The 17,372-nt window shown below is 45.6% G+C and carries 15 protein-coding genes; 11 read left to right on the forward strand and 4 right to left on the reverse strand.

The annotated features are described in order from the left end of the window. The first annotated feature begins 31 nt into the window (after positions 1-31). From MHI25_RS04850 to MHI25_RS04870, 5 genes are all read left to right on the forward strand, one after another. The gene (locus tag MHI25_RS04850) at positions 32-745 is read left to right on the forward strand and encodes a YceI family protein (protein WP_076129600.1); all 714 of its coding nucleotides are present in this window, start codon (positions 32-34) and stop codon (positions 743-745) included. A 167-nt stretch (positions 746-912) separates the two neighbouring features. After that, the gene (gene mutT, locus MHI25_RS04855) at positions 913-1,308 is read left to right on the forward strand and encodes an 8-oxo-dGTP diphosphatase MutT (RefSeq protein WP_076185009.1); all 396 of its coding nucleotides are present in this window, start codon (positions 913-915) and stop codon (positions 1,306-1,308) included. A gap of 40 nt (positions 1,309-1,348) precedes the next feature. Next, complete coding sequence (locus MHI25_RS04860; protein WP_076194412.1) at positions 1,349-1,675, forward strand: nucleoside triphosphate pyrophosphohydrolase; 327 nt, start codon at positions 1,349-1,351, stop codon at positions 1,673-1,675. Between the two features lie 37 nt (positions 1,676-1,712). Continuing rightward, positions 1,713-2,063, forward strand: coding sequence for a DUF1648 domain-containing protein (locus MHI25_RS04865; protein ID WP_139331134.1), 351 nt, complete (start codon positions 1,713-1,715; stop codon positions 2,061-2,063). Between the two features lie 50 nt (positions 2,064-2,113). After that, positions 2,114-3,106, forward strand: coding sequence for a Gfo/Idh/MocA family oxidoreductase (locus MHI25_RS04870; RefSeq protein ID WP_036680866.1), 993 nt, complete (start codon positions 2,114-2,116; stop codon positions 3,104-3,106). A gap of 80 nt (positions 3,107-3,186) precedes the next feature. Here the strand turns inward: MHI25_RS04870 and wrbA are convergent, their stop codons facing one another. Continuing rightward, on the reverse strand, positions 3,187-3,822 hold the full coding sequence (wrbA, locus tag MHI25_RS04875; RefSeq protein WP_339281723.1) for an NAD(P)H:quinone oxidoreductase type IV: 636 nt from the start codon (positions 3,820-3,822) through the stop codon (positions 3,187-3,189). Between the two features lie 156 nt (positions 3,823-3,978). Between wrbA and MHI25_RS04880 the strand changes: the two genes are divergently transcribed. From MHI25_RS04880 to MHI25_RS04895, 4 genes are all read left to right on the forward strand, one after another. Then, positions 3,979-4,566: an effector binding domain-containing protein gene (locus tag MHI25_RS04880; protein ID WP_340395064.1), complete on the forward strand. Its 588-nt coding sequence runs from the start codon at positions 3,979-3,981 to the stop codon at positions 4,564-4,566. 390 nt (positions 4,567-4,956) lie between these two features. After that, entirely contained in the window at positions 4,957-5,112 is a 156-nt protein-coding gene (locus MHI25_RS04885) for a hypothetical protein (RefSeq protein WP_340395065.1), read from the forward strand. 684 nt (positions 5,113-5,796) lie between these two features. Continuing rightward, positions 5,797-6,351 (forward strand): pyridoxamine 5'-phosphate oxidase family protein, encoded by a 555-nt coding sequence (locus MHI25_RS04890; RefSeq protein ID WP_076221249.1) that lies wholly within the window; start codon positions 5,797-5,799, stop codon positions 6,349-6,351. Between the two features lie 508 nt (positions 6,352-6,859). After that, the gene (locus tag MHI25_RS04895) at positions 6,860-8,260 is read left to right on the forward strand and encodes an ADP-ribosylglycohydrolase family protein (protein WP_340395066.1); all 1,401 of its coding nucleotides are present in this window, start codon (positions 6,860-6,862) and stop codon (positions 8,258-8,260) included. A 615-nt stretch (positions 8,261-8,875) separates the two neighbouring features. Here MHI25_RS04895 and MHI25_RS04900 read toward each other — a convergent pair. From MHI25_RS04900 to MHI25_RS04910, 3 genes are all read right to left on the reverse strand, one after another. Next, a complete protein-coding gene (locus MHI25_RS04900; RefSeq protein ID WP_340395067.1) occupies positions 8,876-10,648 on the reverse strand; it encodes a hypothetical protein in 1,773 nt (590 codons plus the stop codon). Positions 10,649-10,795: 147 nt separating this feature from the next. Then, positions 10,796-11,722 carry a hypothetical protein gene (locus MHI25_RS04905; protein WP_076282103.1) on the reverse strand — a complete coding sequence of 309 codons (927 nt, stop codon included), beginning with the start codon at positions 11,720-11,722 and terminating at the stop codon, positions 10,796-10,798. Continuing rightward, complete coding sequence (locus MHI25_RS04910; RefSeq protein ID WP_155986556.1) at positions 11,715-11,867, reverse strand: hypothetical protein; 153 nt, start codon at positions 11,865-11,867, stop codon at positions 11,715-11,717. Before MHI25_RS04910 ends, MHI25_RS04905 begins: the two co-directional genes overlap by 8 nt. A 205-nt stretch (positions 11,868-12,072) precedes the next feature. Here MHI25_RS04910 and MHI25_RS04915 point away from each other — a divergent pair, with 205 nt between their 5' ends. Then, positions 12,073-13,890, forward strand: a complete 1,818-nt coding sequence (locus MHI25_RS04915; protein WP_076185016.1) for a vWA domain-containing protein — start codon at positions 12,073-12,075, stop codon at positions 13,888-13,890. Between the two features lie 88 nt (positions 13,891-13,978). Then, the gene (locus tag MHI25_RS04920) at positions 13,979-17,368 is read left to right on the forward strand and encodes a tubulin-like doman-containing protein (RefSeq protein WP_076129589.1); all 3,390 of its coding nucleotides are present in this window, start codon (positions 13,979-13,981) and stop codon (positions 17,366-17,368) included. The last annotated feature ends 4 nt before the right edge of the window (positions 17,369-17,372 follow it).

The raw sequence follows: 17,372 nt of genomic DNA on the forward strand, positions 1-17,372 counted from the left end.
TACAGAAATTATGAATATTGGAGGGAACAGGATGAAGAGAAAAAGAATAGCCTTGATCGCTGCAGGAGTTATTATCGTAGGAGTAGTCACAGGTTATACATTACTGGATAAATCGCTGGGCAATAATGTAGAGATCGAGTCCGTGATTCCAAATCAAGCAACCACAGCAGATGCTGGAGAGACAACAAATAACACTGGAGCATCAGCAGGGGTGGCGGTCACAGCCGAACAATTAAACGGGGATTGGACCCTTGCGGAAACCTCTAAAGTCTATTGGTCAGTGACGACCTCTAAAGAAACAGTAAACTTCGTAGACAACAAAGTTCAGGGTACCTGGAAGGTAAATATAGAGGATTCTACTTCGATGGCCGGGGAAGGGACAGTGGATATGAGCGCTCTGGATTCTGGCAATAGCCAACGGGACGAGCATGTAAAAGGAGAGGATTTTCTATCCGTTACGGAATTTCCACAATCCACGTTTGTAGTGAAGTCATTTTCGGAGCTGCCGGCAGAATGGACTGAAGGAGCAACTGTGCCTGTTGAAATGCAGGGGACGCTTACCGTAAAAGGAGTAGAAAAGGACGTCACCTTTCAGTCGCAAGCGGCGTATAGCGGGGGACAGTTGATGCTGTCGGGAACGACAACAGTGGCCTTTTCTGACTTTGGTCTAAGCAATCCCCACACCGTTGTGCTGGATACAGAAAATAATCTTGAGGTTCGCTTGGAGCTTGTGCTGACAAAATAGTAGCTCTTTCGTAAGGATAACGCTGCTGTGAAATTTATAGAGAGACTGTACTGAAGAGATTTTCCCAGGCCGTGTTGGCTTTTGGGAGAGTCTCTTTGGTTTGGAATGAATTGTATGTTTTAATAGTAGTATCTGTCGAATAACTAGCAATAGTGGAGGTGTTCTTTGTGATCAAGGTGGCGGCAGCAATTATACATAATGAAGAAGGGCAGATTCTTATTGCCCGGCGGCGGCAAGGTAAATCGCAGGCAGGTCTGTGGGAATTTCCTGGTGGCAAAATAGAGCAGGATGAGAGCATCGCAGAGTGTCTGCAAAGAGAGCTTCAGGAAGAGATGGGGATCACAATCCTTCCCTATGAGAGCTTTGGCATGAACGAGCATAACTATGGAGAGATAAAGATCCAATTGATTGCTTGGAAAGCGCGGTATCAGGGAGGTGTAATTGATCTGGTGGATCACGACGAACATAGGTGGGTGCTTCCGGCTGAACTGGATCAGTTCATGTTTGCTCCGGCAGATCTTCCTTTTGTAGAACGTCTAGTGATGGAATCAAAGCCGGATTGAAGGGAGATATAATATAATATAGAAGAAAGGAAGAGCTTAAATGCCTGTATATGAAAAGCTAGTGCGTGACGGCATCCCCGATTTGATAGCTTCTCAAGGTAAAGATTTTAACACAAGGATATTAGAGTCCAAAGAATACATAACTGAACTACGTAAAAAATTGCAAGAAGAGTCGAAGGAATATTTTCAGGCAGCAAGTGATGAAGAAGCTCTGGAGGAGCTTGCCGATATGATGGAAGTGATTCAGGCTCTGGCGGAGACACACGGGAGCAATAGCGTGGAGCTGGAGAAGCAACGTGCAGAGAAAGCTAAACGTCGCGGTGGATTTAAGAAGGGGATATATCTGATTGAAGTGGAAGGAGAATAACGGGGAGATTATTTTTCCGCACAAGGAGGGTAAAACGTTGTTCAAAACCAAACTGACGATGATCTTAAGCAGTGTGGTGGCCTTGATTCCTGTAGCTATTTATTTATTTCTTTATTCCAAAATGCCGGATACCGTGCCGATTCATTATGATGGGAACATGGCTGATCGATTTGTAAGTAAAGCTAGTCTGGAGGTTATTTTGCAAAGCGGGCTGGGTTGTTTGGGATTCATAATCATGAAGCTTTTACAGTTCCTTTTGCAAAAAGCGTTTATTCAAAACTTTAACGAGCACTCAGCGGCCTTGAGCAAGATCTGGAATATTGCTATTTTGGTGGTGACGGTGGTGTTTGCTGGCATCAGTTCCTATACATTCATTAGAATGGTCTGATAGAATTAAAGAGACTTAGCAGAAGGAGTAGGAGGAACATGCAAATGAAAATGGACAACGCTTACAAGGTGAGATGGGGAATTATTAGCACAGGCTGGATTGCTCATCAATTTGTTACTGATTTGGCGCATGCCAGTAATGGTGTGGCTTATGCCGTTGGGTCAAGATCTCAGGAAAGTGCCGATGAATTTGCTAAAAATCATGGGATTCCGCATGCCTATGCAACCTATGAGGAATTGCTGAATGACCCGAATGTAGACGCGGTATATATTGGAACGCCGCATCCTTTTCACAAAGAAAATGCTTTAATGGCGCTGCGTGCAGGCAAAGCTGTCCTGTGTGAGAAACCTTTTACCGTAAACAGCGGGGAATTGGAAGAAGTTGTGGCCTATGCTAGAGCGCATAAGCTATTCCTGATGGAGGCAATGTGGAGTCGCTACATCCCGGCGATTGTGAAGGTTAGAGAATGGATTGCTGAGGGCAAGATCGGTGATGTTCGATTGGTGAAGGCAGATCTAGGGTTTCGTACCGACTGGAATCCGGAAGGCAGATTGCTGAATCCGAAGCTGGGCGGGGGAGCGCTGCTGGATGTGGGGATTTATCCGGTTTCTTTTGCCTCCATGGTGTTTGGACCTCATCCTGAGTCTATTTCCAGCACAGTGCACATAGGTGAGACTGGAGTGGACGAGCATTTCTCGATGCTGTTGTCATATGGTAACGGGAAAACCGCTTCGTTGAACGGTGGTATTCGTCTTAACATGTTGGAGGAAGCGCATGTGTTTGGCACAGAAGGCCGTATTATTGTAGAGGGTACATTAGTGAACCCGAAATCGGCTGCGCTTTATATAGGAGATGAGAAGGTAGAGAGCTTTGTGGACGACCGTGCTTCTATTGGATATTGTTTTGAAGCGGAGGAAGTAGGACGTTGTCTTCAGGCAGGGCTTACAGAGAGTCCGGTGATGACATTGGATGAATCGTTAGCGATTCTGAAACTGCTGGATCAAGTGCGTGCACAGTGGGGGCTTAAATACCCTGGAGAGTAATTAAAATATAAATTAAACACCCCTCGGTGCAGTGCTACACAAGTAGCTCCGAGGGGTGTTGTTATATTAACTAAGCTGCGCTAGTTCTGATTATTGGCGTTTTTGCCTGTCTGGACCCAGCCGGCCACTTCAACGGTACGCTTCGCTTGATGAAAAACAGCGTCACGGATCCGATCCTGATCTTCGATCATTTTACCGTCTCCATCTACACTGACACTTGTTCCGTAAGGGTTGCCTCCCGCACCAAATGTGACTGGATCGGTATAACCGGGTGCTGCAACAATGGCTCCCCAGTGATACATCGACGTATAGAGTGCCAAAATCGTAGCTTCTTGTCCACCATGCGGGTTCTGTGCTGAGCTCATGGCGCTGACGACTTTGTTTACTGTTAGTCCTTTGCCCCAAATGCCACCGGTTGTATCAATGAACTGCTTCATCTGGGAAGCAATGTTACCGTAACGGGTTGGGGAACTGAAAATAATCGCATCCGCTTCGACTATATCGTCGGGTGTGGCGACTGGGATATCTTTTGTTTTTTCAGCTAGGGCTTTCATGGCTGGATTTGCTTGAATTTTGTCCTCGGGGACCAGTTCCTGCACCTTCAGCAGTTTTACCTCAGCTCCTGCTTTTTCTGCGCTTTCCGCGGCCCATTGTGCTAGCTGGTAGTTAGTTCCTGTGGCACTGTAGTAGATGACAGCTAATTTGATTTTTGACATGCTGTAGTCATTCCCTTCGAGTGTAGTTCCATACTATTAATTACCCTAAAGGGGTCTTTATAACCCAGAATGAAATCAATCTATTCGAACTGGACAGACAGATGTCCACTTTGCCTGTGTATACTAAGTTCAATCACAGGAAATGAGGGAGAATGGATGAATACTTATTTTGTAGAGAAAGCAAAAATGACCTTGGCGGGGGTTAGCATACGCACAACTAATGAAGCAGAAATGGGACCTGATGGAGGTTTGTCGCAGCTGTGGGAAACTTATTTTCAGAGTAATATTGCGGGGCAGATAGCTACGGTAAATCCTGAGTATATCTATGCTTTGTATACGGATTATGAGAGTGATGCGAGCGGAGCGTATACCGTTGTGATCGGGCATGAAGTAGCTGAGAAGAGACATATAGAGGGAAGGCAGCTAGAGGAAGGTGAGCTAGAGGAAAACGAACCAGAGGAAAGCGAACTAGAGGAAAGCAAGCTAGAGGAAAACGAGCTAGAGGAAAGCGAACTAGTGGAAAACCAGTTCACCTATGCGGCTGTACCGGAGAGCAAATACATGGTTTTTAAGACGAAAAAAGGTCCGGTATTTGAAGTAGTCGCGCAAGCGTGGGGGGAGATTTGGGCGTACTTTAAGGAGTCTGGGGAGGTAAGAACTTACACGGGGGATTTTGAAATTTATGATTCACGGAATTTTGACCCTGCTGACACACAGGTTGAGATTTATATTGCGATTGAATAGATAGGGAAAGGATGGTTTTGTGTGCTTAGTGGGTTAAGTGCTTAAGCGGGAGATTTTAGGGAAAAGTGTTATAGGAAGTGTTTAAAGGGAAGTATTTTATAGGGAAAAAGGGATTTAAGGGAGTTGCTTCTGATAGTAGTATCAAGCAGCTTGCGAGAGAAAGGGGGGCTGCCGAGAGGTAGTCCCTATTTTTGCTGACGGCCAGGTACTGGGGAGAAGGGTTACTTGACGGTGGAAGAGAATATGACAACTTAAAATTCTCGGGATGTGTTGTTAATCTTTGCTGAGGCTTGCATTTAGGCAGACGGGGGGAGACATAAGAAAAGCCCTAGAGTATATATACTTAACTAATATGTCTGCGGAAAAATATACGGTAAAAATCCCGTAGATTTGCTGGATTGGGCAGAAATGGCGGGGATGTACGGTAAAAATCCCGTAGATTTGCTGGATTGGGCTCAAGTGGCGAGAATGAACGGTAAAAATCCCGTAGAATTGCTGGATTGGGCAGAAGTGGCGGGGATGTACGGTGAAAATCCCGTAGAATAGTTGGATTGAGCCAAAGTGGGGAAATGTACGGTAAAAATACTCTACATCAGCTGCATAGCGTCGAATTAGTCAGAAATAAGAGCAAAAGTGCCCTACATTAGCCGCACCAAGCCAAAGTAGTAAGAAAGAGAGTCAAAAATGCCCTACATTAGCCGCCCCGAGCCAAAGTAGCAAGAAAGAGAGGCAAAAGTGCCCTACATTAGCCGCCCCGAGCTAAAATAGCAGGAAAGAGAGTCAAAAATGCTCTACATTAGGCGCCCCGAGCCAAAGTAGCAGGAAAGAGAGTCAAAAATGCCCTACATTAGCGGCAAACGCCGCTTGGACCTAGTCAAAGTTAGTTTGATGGAGGAGCTAGTGGAACTGTTATTGTTAGTGGAGTTAATGCGCTTAAGGAACTGATTCAGTTGGTGAAACTAACGGAGTTGATAGAGCTAATGTAACTGTAGAAGTTAATGTAGTCGGCAAAGCTAGTTAGTTAAGCAAATGTGGTTGATGGAACTGAGGTGATTAGTGAAGCTGCTGTAGTTCATGTAGTTCATGTAGTTCATGTAGTTCATGTAGTAGTTCATGTAGTTCATGTAGTTCATGTAGTTCATGGAACTCATTGAGTCGGCTGATCCGATAGAGTTGAGTAGAGATGACCAATTAGCCAACACACAAATATACAGAAATGGAGAATGCCAAATGGGAAAACAATTCACCGCTATACTACCTGTACATGAAGAGTTTATTCTTCGGCAGCACCTTTTTTTCGTAGGGTCGGCGCCGCTTTCAGAAGATGGGCATGTTAACCTTTCGCCGAAAGGACATGATTGTTTTCGGATATTGTCTCCTAATCAGGTGGCCTATCTAGACATGACCGGCAGCGGTAATGAGACGAGCGCGCATCTGCTGGAAAATGGAAGAGTGACGGTTATGTTTTGTGCGTTTGAGGGGCCGCCTAATATTTTAAGACTGTATGGAACAGGGGCTGTGATTTTGCCTGAATCAGCAGAATGGGAAACACTATACCCTATGTTTACATCTCTGCCTGGAGCTAGACAGATCATTTTGATAGATGTTCATAAAGTACAGACTTCCTGCGGATTTTCGATCCCATTCATGAGTTATGCGGGTGAGCGGGATACGTTGCAGCGTTGGTCTATCCAAAAGGGCGAGGCAGGCCTGAAAGAATATAGACAAGAGAAAAACACTAAGAGTATAGACGGGCTACCCACACCTCTTGGACAAAAAAACTGACCAGACAGGAGTTCCCATTCTCATGGTCAGCAGAAGGAGCGTACTATCTGTAGGGATTGTTTACCCAAGTCATTAAAAGTTGTCTGCTTCGTATATGTACACCCAAGTAGCTATAGTTGCTTGACTACTCATTATAAATGTTCACTAGTTGGATACAGTGTATGCTATAAACCATTACATTCGATCTCATTAGGCAAAGTAATAAGCTAATTGAACGCGACAAGTAATTCCTTAATTCGTAAATCTGTAATCCCGTAATCAAAAAAAATGAAGGACATAAGGGTGACGATTCATTTGGCATCCCATTGGAGGGTTTTTTAGAGTGTCTTTCCCTATTTAATAGTCTATTAAACTTATTGCTTTTACTGTTATTTCTATCATCGCATGCTCGTTTATTTAAACTTATAATGAAGGCGATGGGATGGGCTGCTTTTCCATCAATCATCGTTTACATTCTCATGTAGAAGTTATTTTACGTAGATTAATAAACGGACAAAGGAGATACAGCATGCTGCCATCACTCGCATTTCTTAAACGTCAATTAGAGGGGGTTTTACGCAATAAATTTGCACAGGGGCATCAAACCTCGGGTTATTTAGCCAAGCTGGAACAGCTTCCCGCAAGCTATGATGCCTATCTGGAATTCGCTCATAGCTTGGTGGCCATTCCAATGAGGGACAATTGGCCTTACTATGAACCAAACGATTTACAAGAGATATGGCAGGAATGCGATCCGGCACGACCTTTAGGCCAGGTCGGCATCTTGAATCTTAAGGATAGCTCCAAGCGTGTGGAGGCGGGATTCCTCGCTTCAGTCTGTGGTTCAATGCTAGGCAAACCGATTGAGGTAAACCCCAGCTTGTCGGAATTGCGTAAAGCTTTAACTTCTGTAGGGGAATGGCCACTGAATGATTACATTTCTGATGAAGTTCTCCATGCTTTGGATCGTCGACATTGGTCTTGGTTTGAGACGACGCGGGGGCGAATTCGTTATGTGGCACCTGATGATGATATCAATTACACATTAATGGGAATGATGGCGTTAGAACAATTTGGCGATGGTTTTACGAAAAGAAATTTAAGAGATTTATGGATAAATCATCTTCCGATAAGTACTACTTGGGGGCCGGAGAGGACCATCTTGCTTCGATCGGGGATTAGCTATCTGGAGCATGATAGAGAACTATTCAATCATTCTGAAATAGAGGCTTGGCCCGACTTCATGGTGCAAGATACAGAACTATGCGGAGCAGCGATTCGCGCAGATGCTTACGGTTATGCCTGCCCCGGTCAACCCGCTCTTGCCGCTGAGCTAGCTTGGCGTGATGCAAGTTTTACACATCGCCGGACGGGGATCTACGCCACGATGTTCATCGCCGCTGCGATTGCAGTTGCGCAAGTACTGCGCGATCCTATTAAAATAATAAGTACTGCACTGCAATTCGTACCTAGAAGGAGCCGATTCTATGAGATTACTCAGGATTGCCTGCAGAGGGTAGCGAATGCAGATAACTGGCTGGAAGCTTATCAGAGCATTAACCATAAGTATGCAAATTATAGTCACTGTCAGGTTTATCAGGAAATAGGTACCTTAATTAATACATTTCGATTTGCAGACAATGTCGGTGACGGGATATGCAAGCAGGTGATGCAAGGCAACGATACGGATAGTTTTGGAGCAACAGCAGGCTCTCTGCTCGGGGTTTATTTCGGTTCTGACAGCCTGGAAACAAGATGGCTTGAGCCTTTCCAAGACCGGATTCATACGGGATTATCTAATTTTCATGAGCAAAAGCTATCCCGTTTGGCTGAGCGGATGGGGCGTTTGCCAGAGTTGTTGCATACTCACCAACATCGAATTGAACCCAGCGAGCTCTATGTAAACGAGAACACCGATTTAAACCTTTGAATTTGATTTCATCAAAAAAATGGTTAAGATATCTGTTACTACGGTTCACAATTTTATTTCCTTGGAGTGTTTGTGGGACCTATATAGAAGTGCTTTAGAAATTAAAAGTGCCAATTGAGTAGCTGAGTAAAAGTCACCGTGCTTAATGCAATACGACATTATCCCGTAACAGGTTACTTTTTGATTTTTTTCATCTATCCATAGACTGCTAGTACATGGAAAAAAGACACCAACCCCCGGTTAGTGTCTTTTTGTCTAGCAACAGGTACTGCTAACAATGGCAAATTTGCTTGAAGATGTTACATCAAACGTAGATCACATAAGGGATGATGCGTAACCAATGGTGTGAAAGCGTCTAGAGCAGATTACTTGAAAGTTCAATGGATTGTTAAAAATATCCACAATAGGTAAATTAACGAGACTTAGACTACAGGATAATTACGAATGATTAACGAGCTATGTGATCTTCATGGCATTACGTACCTATTAACCATCGAAGCGCTGTCCAACGCTAGTTGCTATAAGTGGTGGAGCTTACAGGATCGTCGAGCCGACACAAAGACAAGGTTATCCCGTATGCCGTATGCCGTATGCCGTATCCCGTATCCCGTATCCCTACCGCCCAAAGCTCATGCTACCCACGGATTCCACTATAAACACAGGCACATATTGCTCGCCCATGTCTGTTCCAACGAGCTCATATCCATTCTGATATTGGCCACTAACTAACGCGTTACCTGTAACGGAACCCACTTCTCCTTGGAGCAAAATATAAATCCCATCCGAGTAAGCAAGACTATTGCCGAAGTTATCTACGATGATCTCACAATGAAAAGAGACCTTTTCAAAAGGATGAGTGGTAAGATCCGCAGCTGAGATTACAGCATACTCCTGAACAATCTCCGCGAATTGATAGCTGCCGTCTACTTTACGGTAAAGTGCCGTTTGCCCGTCAACACCGTCTCCAAGATCCGCATTAGGCACGAGAATAGAGTCATCCGGCTGCAGTTCATAACTATCACCAGCTAAAAAAAATAACTGCGAAATACCATTCGATTTCATCTCATATGCTGTGAAAAGGGTGCGTCCACCTTCAACCTCAGATTGGGCTAAAACTACAGGTACACCTGAAGAAGTTGCCAACTGTTCATTAAAAGTAAGACTGCGCAGACTCTCGAAGCGTGGCAAGCTCTTTCCAGTTAATGTGACCACATTGTCGTCGTTATTCATCCCGGCATAATAGAGCACGCCACTATTATCCGTCCCGGCAACGATCACTTTTGTGCCCAATAGTCCTTTGCGGGAGATGACGTTGTTGTATTTGTCTTGCTCTTCACCGCCAGGAAGGAGGCGAACAGGCTCTGCGATATTCCAAGCCAGCCTAGAAGCGGCAATGTTTGTCGAAGTATCTTCTAGCGGGGCAAGATCTCCGTATAATTGTATCGCTTCAGCATATTGACCTTTAGTTGTCAGACGTTTGGCGTTTTTTAGTAGCTTAGCCTTACTAGTATCGATCAAAGTCAGCACCTTGGATGACGTGATGCCTGCCGATCCTGCAAAATTACGATAAGCTACAGCATGCCCAGCAAAAGCTGTGATATTGTCACCTTCAAGATCTTTGTTCAGGATGATCTTCCCGCTGCTTTCTGCTTGTTGAAGTACCCAAGGAGCTTCGTAATTATGCTGGCTATAAGCACTCATCAGGGACAGGGTGCTTTCCAGCATGCCGGTAAAGTTTCCTGCTCCTGCTAAGGATTTTAATATAGCTGTGTCATGGCTTTTAAACTTTGAGGCTAGTAAATCCTCTTTGGAAGCTGCACTTCCATAATAAGCATCAGGAATCTGCAAAAGATTCCATTTGAAGTTCTCTTCATTACTCACCCCTCCGCTCTGGTTCTGGGCAAGATCGGCAAGGAACTGCTCCTTAAACTGACGGAAATAAGAGGTGAACTGGTCTGAAATGCCTGAGGCCGACGATAACTGGCGATAATAGGATTCATAGGGACCGCCTGGCTTCATATATGTAGCTTTTAAACTGAGCAGAGCTTGATAGCTTTTCATAAATCCGGCAAAATCCTTGGTCGCTGCTTCCTCCTTAGTAGAGGCTACCAAATCATTCAGAACTTTGCGGATGTCTGTGATTGGAGCTAATTCATCCAGACGTTTTGCGACTCTTTCTTCCTGGTAATCAATGGAATAGTTGGTCGCTGCTTGACGGTACTGATCCTCTGCATTAATCAGATCCCCGGCAGCGTAGAGACGGTCGGCTTCTTTGGTGATTTGTATTTTATCTGCGATGAGAAAAACCTTCTGTCCAAGCAGCACAAGCATGCATATACACAAAATGATCATAAAGTTTCGCAGGGTTATTAATTGTTTGAACGTCATATAGAGTAGCCTCTTTTTTCAAAATATAAGAAAGCCTAAGAAAGTATAAGTTTCACGGTATACATCATCCTTATATTTCTTTGAGAAACGGTTGGTTGTCATCAATAAGGATGTTTGCTTTATATTGGTTCATCTTAGCTTTCAGGTCTATTGGACCTCCGGGTCCCAGCGGTATTTGGCTTCACGAATGTCAGCTACCCTGAGGTCTAAGCCGTTCCAAGGTTCATCGGGATTCGCAGCAATGAGTTTGGACAACCGCAAGAAACGGTCCTTGGGCAGATCTTGCACGTATCGGCCAATCATATTGGAGTAGAGCAGGGCATAACGCTTCATTCTTACCGCCGCTCCTGCAACGCTCGTAAGGATGGTTAAGCCGTTAGCCATCTGGCGAATCTCCACTTCATAGTTCTTCACGTAGCGTAGTGTACGATCCTTAATGAGATCGGGACGGACTTTAGCGATCTCGCCGATATATTCGGCTAGCAGTGGTTCGAAGTCTTTTAGAAGAAGCTGCTCCAGTTCTAGATCCATATCCTTGCGGAGTAAAAATCCATGCAGCAAAGCCACTCGCTGCCGCGCGATCCGGTCGCCGCGAAGCAGGATGGAGAGCTCGCGCAGCTTCTCATAGGCAAGAACATCATCCTCACGGAGTACGGAGACAGCTTCCTGACGGTTGACCTCCAGCCCTTCCTTGATGATGCCGATCCCACGACCAAGCAGCTCATTGAGAGAACGAAGATTCTCGTTCTGCCTTACTTTTCGCTGCGTATAGTACAATAGTCCAGCAAGCACAAGACCCCCGGCACCACACAATATCATTTGTTGGATGCTATTTCCAAAATAGACAGAGGCTAGTGTGAGCAGTAAGATGAATAGTAGGCGGGTATGCATCTTCCGTCTGGCTAGTGATGCTGCGTGCTGCTCTACAGCAATAAGTGAGGCTCTGCCACATTTTCTACAGCGGTCTTCGCCAAGAGCGGTATACCGCCCGCAGTGGCGACAGATGCGCAGCTTGTCATAAGCGTAACGAGGTGCCTTGAAGGGCCGGAAGGTAACGGGTCTTTTCTTATTCACGGCCTTTATCGCCTCCGTTCAAAGCGGCTAGCAGTCGATCGTTAATATCATCACGTGTCAGTGGTTTGCGCTGATGTGCGGCATAAATGGAAATCTGAATTACGGCAATTAGGAACGTAATCCCAAGAATGACGTATGAAATCATGGAACAATCCTTTCTCATGGACGCTCTGCAGTCCAGATGGCTTTTAGAATGATAATCTTCTATGCATCAATGCACTGGGTCCGGCGGTCCTAAAGTTGAAGTTTACAAGGTTTAATTATATCATAATGGCATGCTATTTACAGATTTTAGCGATAGTGCTGAACCTGTCATATGTGCCTAATATAACACAAGAGGAGCCCTATTTATGCTTCGTAAATATCAAAGTATTAGAACAACCAAGACTCTCTTTCTACGTATCTTTCCGGCATTGCTCCTGGCTCTTTGTCTAGCTGCCTCGCCTTTTGCAGCTGTTAAGGCCTATGCGGCAACGTCGGCGCAATCTCACATTGACGCTGTGCTTCTTATTGATGTCAGCAACTCCATGAAGACTAGTGACAAGAACAAAATCGCCAACGAAGCGATGAAAATGTTCATAGATATGTTATCCACCCAAGGTGATAAAGTAGGTATTGTTGCCTATACCGACAAGGTGCAACGGGAAAAGGCCCTGCTGCAAATTAGCTCGGAGAGCGATAAGCAGGATTTGAAGGATTTTATTGATGGTTTGGACCGAGGAGCTTACACCGATATCGCTATTGGCGTAGAGGAAGCTGTAAAGGTTCTGCAGAATGGAAGTGACCCTTCCCATGAGCCTATCATTGTAATGCTCGCTGACGGCAATAACGATTTCAACAAAGCGACAGGCCGGACGCAAAGTGAATCAGATAAAGAGCTGAAGGCGGCCGTAGAGGTTGCCAAAAAAAATGGCTATCCCATCTATACCATTGGACTTAATGCAGATGGCAAGCTGAATAAACAAAGCCTCGCCGACCTGTCCAACGAGACGGGTGGTAAAGCATTTTCGACGGACTCAGCAGACGATCTGCCGCAAATCCTGAGTGAGATTTTTGCCAGCCATTTGAAGCTGAAGGTAGTGCCTGTGCAGTCGATTACTGCAAATGGCGATTATCAGGACGTGACCGTCAACGTGCCTAACGGCAGTGTTTTGGAAGCCAATATCTCAATTATGTCTTCACAGCCTGTGACAGCGAAATTAACGGACCCGTCAGGTAAAGAAGTTGCGATCCCCTCAAACAATGTCCTGCTGTCCAAGTCTTCTACTTATAGCTTGATTAAGCTACTGTCACCGCAGGAAGGAGATTGGAAACTTCAGGTTAAAGGTGTGCCAAAGGATAAGATTGATATTAATCTAGTCTTTAACTATGACCTGGAGCTTAAGATCGATGCGCTGCCATCAGCAACCTATAAAAAGGGTGATAAAATCGACATCACCTCGCATCTGTTCAGCAACGGTACTCAGGTAACACTCAGTAATTTGTATCAAGATATGAAGGCGGTACTGCTTGCTACAGATATTGATACAGGTGATGTGCAAGAAATCGAACTGGATAACTCCGGAGCTGTCTTCAAGGGTACATTTGAGGTAAAAGAAAGCCATAACTACGAGTTGAAGGTACGGGCAGAGGAAAGCAGCTTTTATCGGGAAAGTGCACCTGTCCAGATCAGCGCGAAGACAGGCGGAGCAGCAACAACAGCACCTTCTACAGGGACTGGTAACGAAGAACCCCTGAAGGAAGCCTCATCCAAAACCCTGTATTACATTATAGGGGGCATTCTTTTAGTGCTGGCAGCGGGTGCAGCATGGTATGTGCTGAATAAGAAATCGGCACGTGGTTTTGTTGGACAGCTGGTAGTAGAGGTTAAAGACAGCAATACGGGTGAGAAGACCTACCCACAATATAAGAAGCTTGCAGGCTTCAAGGGCAAGTTCACCCTTCATCAGCTGCTGCAATTGGCGCCTGAACTGAAGGAGAGCGAAACTGTTATTTTCACACCGGCTAAGAATGACCGATTGCTATTACGCAGCGGAGAAGGTGTTACTGTGGAGAGATCCGGACGTGCTGCGGATGCTTCGCGTGGTCTTGAACTGAAGAGTGGGGACCGCGTTTCAGTATCTCTACAGACGGTAGATAAGACGATTTATCTGGAATATTTAGTATAGTAGGCAATGGCAATGTATGCCGCAGAAACAGTTTTGCTGCAAGATATCTGAAGTACAGCTTCCGCAAAACTTTTAGGAGGATAAGCATATGAAACCAGTAGTAAGAGAGCATATACAGCAATTGGATGTATCACTAGGCGGCGGGATTGTCAGCGATAAGATCAGGGTGGATACGATTGATAATCCGATCCTGATCATTGGACTAGGCGGCACGGGCATTGATGCTCTGCTGCGTCTTAAATATCAGATTAACCGCCGCTTTAAGCTGCCGGAGGATCCGATATCCAAGAAGAAACGGGACAAGCCGGATAATGTGGAATTTCTAGCTTTTGAGACGAATGAACAGGATCGTGGAAAAAAATACAAAGGCATTGGGCTGGACCCGCAAAATGAATTTGTACTGTTGGCGAATGCCGAAATCGGTGGATTGTTGCAGAACCGCAGTATCCTCGATTCCTATATTACGGATTGGCTGTCACCTGAGCTGAGTATTACAGATGGTATGAATGGTGCTGCTGGTGTGCGGCAGGCTGGACGTCTGCTTTTGTTCACCAAGATTAATCAGGTTGTAGGCGCGATTGATAAGAAGATCAAGACGTTATCCGTAGGCACTAACAAAAAGCTGATGGTCTTTCTGCTGACAGGTCTGTCGGGCGGTACAGGCAGTGGGGCTTTCTTGGATATTGCCTATATCGTGCGGGGTATTATTGAACGTGACTACGGATCAGCCGGTATTGACCGTGTGAACACGCTGGGGTACCTCTTTACACCTGACGTGAATTTATCTAATAAAAGTCTAAGCGAGCACACGCGTGAATATATTCGCAAGAACGGTTATGCAGCGCTAAAAGAGCTGGATTACTGGATGAATGTGGACAGTCGTGGTGAGCGGTTCCAGCAGCAATACGGTAATATTTTGACGGTAAATTCACCGCTGCCTCCATTTAATCTATGTCATTTGATCTCTGCAACGAATACCGAGGGTAAGCTGCTGGAGAATGCGTACGATTACTGTATGAACGTAACGGCGGAGAACATCACGAACTTTATGGCGAGTGAAGAAAAACAGTCTGGTGAAGAATTCGCCATCCATGACTATATCAGTAATATTCGCACCAACATTGCGCAGATGAACAAGACCTACCCAGCTAACTATGAATACAACATTATCGGTGCCTCGTCCGCTGTGCTTCCGATTGAGGAAATGACGACTTACCTGGCTTTCCGCTTGTTTGATAAAATGGAAAAAATGTTCCAGCAGGCGCCAGGTCAAGAGGATGTAGAGAAATTCGCACGTAAGCTTGGAATTGATCTCGACAGTATGATCAAGACGTTTGAATCCCGTGTGCCTGAGCCGTTGCCAGGCTACGAGAACAGCGAACGCTTGAGCCATGCCAATGTTGTTAAGAATCAAGTGGTAAGCATGGATACAGAGCTGGAGCAGAACTTCCTGGCTCGTGCCCGTGAAGAATATATCAAATCGAAAAAGCAGCTGCCTGGCGAAATTGTGGGACGTTTCAGTGAAGAGCTGGAGCGCATCTTCCTGCATCCAGAGCAAGGGCCGTTCTACGTTTCCCGCTTGCTGTATACCGAGAAGGGCTTCTGTATTTTGAAGCTGATTCAGTCTTATATTGAGGCTTTACGTGAAAGCTTGTTGCGTTTGCCACGTGATATTGAGACGGCGCAGGACAGTGCGGATGAGAAGCTGAGCGATGCCCGCAGTGCTTTTGTCTCCAAAGAGAAGAAGAAAAATGCCTATATTGAGGCTAAAATCAATGAGTATTGGCTGCACGCCGATGTAGAACGCACTGAGCAAATGATTCAATTTTACGAGGACTTATATGAGCTCTTAAATGATGAGAACAGCCGGATTTACGGTGTGTTTACAGAGATTCTTAGTGCGCTTAGCTCGATTTTTGCCAAGAACGGGGACATCCTTATCAATGGCGAAGAGCAGGCAGACTATAAAGGAAACAAAACTTATTATTGGAACATTGTGAACGTGCCGGATATTTCGGCGACCATCTCCAAGATTATGGATCAGAAGGACGGCGACGACCTGATTCGTGACTTCACCCGTGAAATGCTGAAGCATTCCGGACGTTGGGTCAAAGAGCAGGAGATTGATATCGTTCGCTCAATTTCGGAATTCCTTAGCGATAAGTTTGGGGATCTGATTACCCGTTCGATGGAGGATTTCCTTGTGATGAAATTCGGCCATGAAGAGCCGCTGGATAAATTCGTTGAGCGGATTATTGCCGGTAAATTGGACGAAGAGGCTGTGCCTACCTTCCACCTTAGCAATAGCTCAGGCAGCTTACATTTCCCATCATGGGGTTTCGTTTCCGTGCCTGTTAAAGCGCCGGGTATCCTAAAAGGGATTCGTAATTATCAGAATAATGCGCTTGGCAAATCGCAATTTACGATCAAGGAAAGCCAAGTGAAAAATCGTATTTTCTGGCTTAATACACGTAATGGTGTGCCACTTTTCGTATACACGCCGCTGCGGGTGTTTGAAGAGAACTATGAGCGGACCATTCTCGACAAGGAAGGGATCGGTCGCCATCTCGTGATGACGGATAAGAACAACTGGACGTACCTGCCTTCTCCGATTCCAGAAAAATCATGGGGCGACACTTACGTCAATTCTCGTGTACGTGATTATAACGCTAGAGTGCGTGCAGACTTTGCAAAAGCGCTGGCAAGTGGAGTCATTATTGAAAAAGGTGTAGATGAGAACACAAGTAACAGATATTCTGTTGTGTTCACCAAACCTTTTGATCTGGACGCCATTTTGAACGGTTTCGATATGCAGCTGCAATCTACACGCCCAAATCTCGGTGAAGTGAAGAAGGCGGTTGATGAGCTGAAGAGCCTGCGTGAGAAGGGCTTGGAGCGGGAAGGCCTTAAAGATATCTTTGGCAGCATCAACAAGGACATGGCGCAGGAGAATCTCATTCGTTCACCGCAGCTGATTTCACGTGTTCGTGTGGAGCTGGCTAAATATGCTGAACTGACTGCCAAAGCCGCTGAGCTTGAAGGTGTGCTTCATCAATATCTGGACGAAGATAAGTGGATGGATCAGTTCATTGAAGCTTTGTATACGGACAGCATTATCAAAAAAGGCGCACTCTACGTTTATGACCGTGATGAAGAAGAGGACGCTTGGGAGCCGTTTGCTAATTTGATGAAAGAGCGCAGCTACGTAGAGTATGCCGTGTATCGGCACTTCCGGGAGCTGGATGAGAAGAGCCGCAGCGTACTGCTGCGTAAGGCAGCACGTCGTGCAGGTGAAATGACTGCCGCTGAAGACGTTACCCCGCTGCTCTATAAGCTGGAAGGACTGTATGTATCATTCCTGGAAGCACGCGATAGCTTGGAGTACGAACGGGTAGAGTATGAGAGCGGCGATGAGATGTACGGATTCTACAAGAGCATGACTAGCAAGCTCGGCAGTATCCGCAGAAAGTTGAAATAGGCCT

It is taken from the genome of Paenibacillus sp. FSL E2-0177, from assembly GCF_037992975.1.
Classification (GTDB): Bacteria; Bacillota; Bacilli; order Paenibacillales; family Paenibacillaceae; genus Paenibacillus_AQ; species Paenibacillus_AQ odorifer.

Coding starts and splice junctions, on each gene's coding strand:
- wrbA (WP_339281723.1), bottom strand. CDS start 3,822: ATGTCAAAAATCAAATTAGCTGTCATCTACTACAGTGCCACAGGAACT.
- MHI25_RS04880 (WP_340395064.1), top strand. CDS start 3,979: ATGAATACTTATTTTGTAGAGAAAGCAAAAATGACCTTGGCGGGGGTT.
- MHI25_RS04900 (WP_340395067.1), bottom strand. CDS start 10,648: ATGACGTTCAAACAATTAATAACCCTGCGAAACTTTATGATCATTTTG.
- MHI25_RS04910 (WP_155986556.1), bottom strand. CDS start 11,867: ATGATTTCATACGTCATTCTTGGGATTACGTTCCTAATTGCCGTAATT.
- MHI25_RS04890 (WP_076221249.1), top strand. CDS start 5,797: ATGGGAAAACAATTCACCGCTATACTACCTGTACATGAAGAGTTTATT.
- MHI25_RS04850 (WP_076129600.1), top strand. CDS start 32: ATGAAGAGAAAAAGAATAGCCTTGATCGCTGCAGGAGTTATTATCGTA.
- MHI25_RS04895 (WP_340395066.1), top strand. CDS start 6,860: ATGCTGCCATCACTCGCATTTCTTAAACGTCAATTAGAGGGGGTTTTA.
- MHI25_RS04920 (WP_076129589.1), top strand. CDS start 13,979: ATGAAACCAGTAGTAAGAGAGCATATACAGCAATTGGATGTATCACTA.
- MHI25_RS04870 (WP_036680866.1), top strand. CDS start 2,114: ATGGACAACGCTTACAAGGTGAGATGGGGAATTATTAGCACAGGCTGG.
- MHI25_RS04915 (WP_076185016.1), top strand. CDS start 12,073: ATGCTTCGTAAATATCAAAGTATTAGAACAACCAAGACTCTCTTTCTA.
- MHI25_RS04860 (WP_076194412.1), top strand. CDS start 1,349: ATGCCTGTATATGAAAAGCTAGTGCGTGACGGCATCCCCGATTTGATA.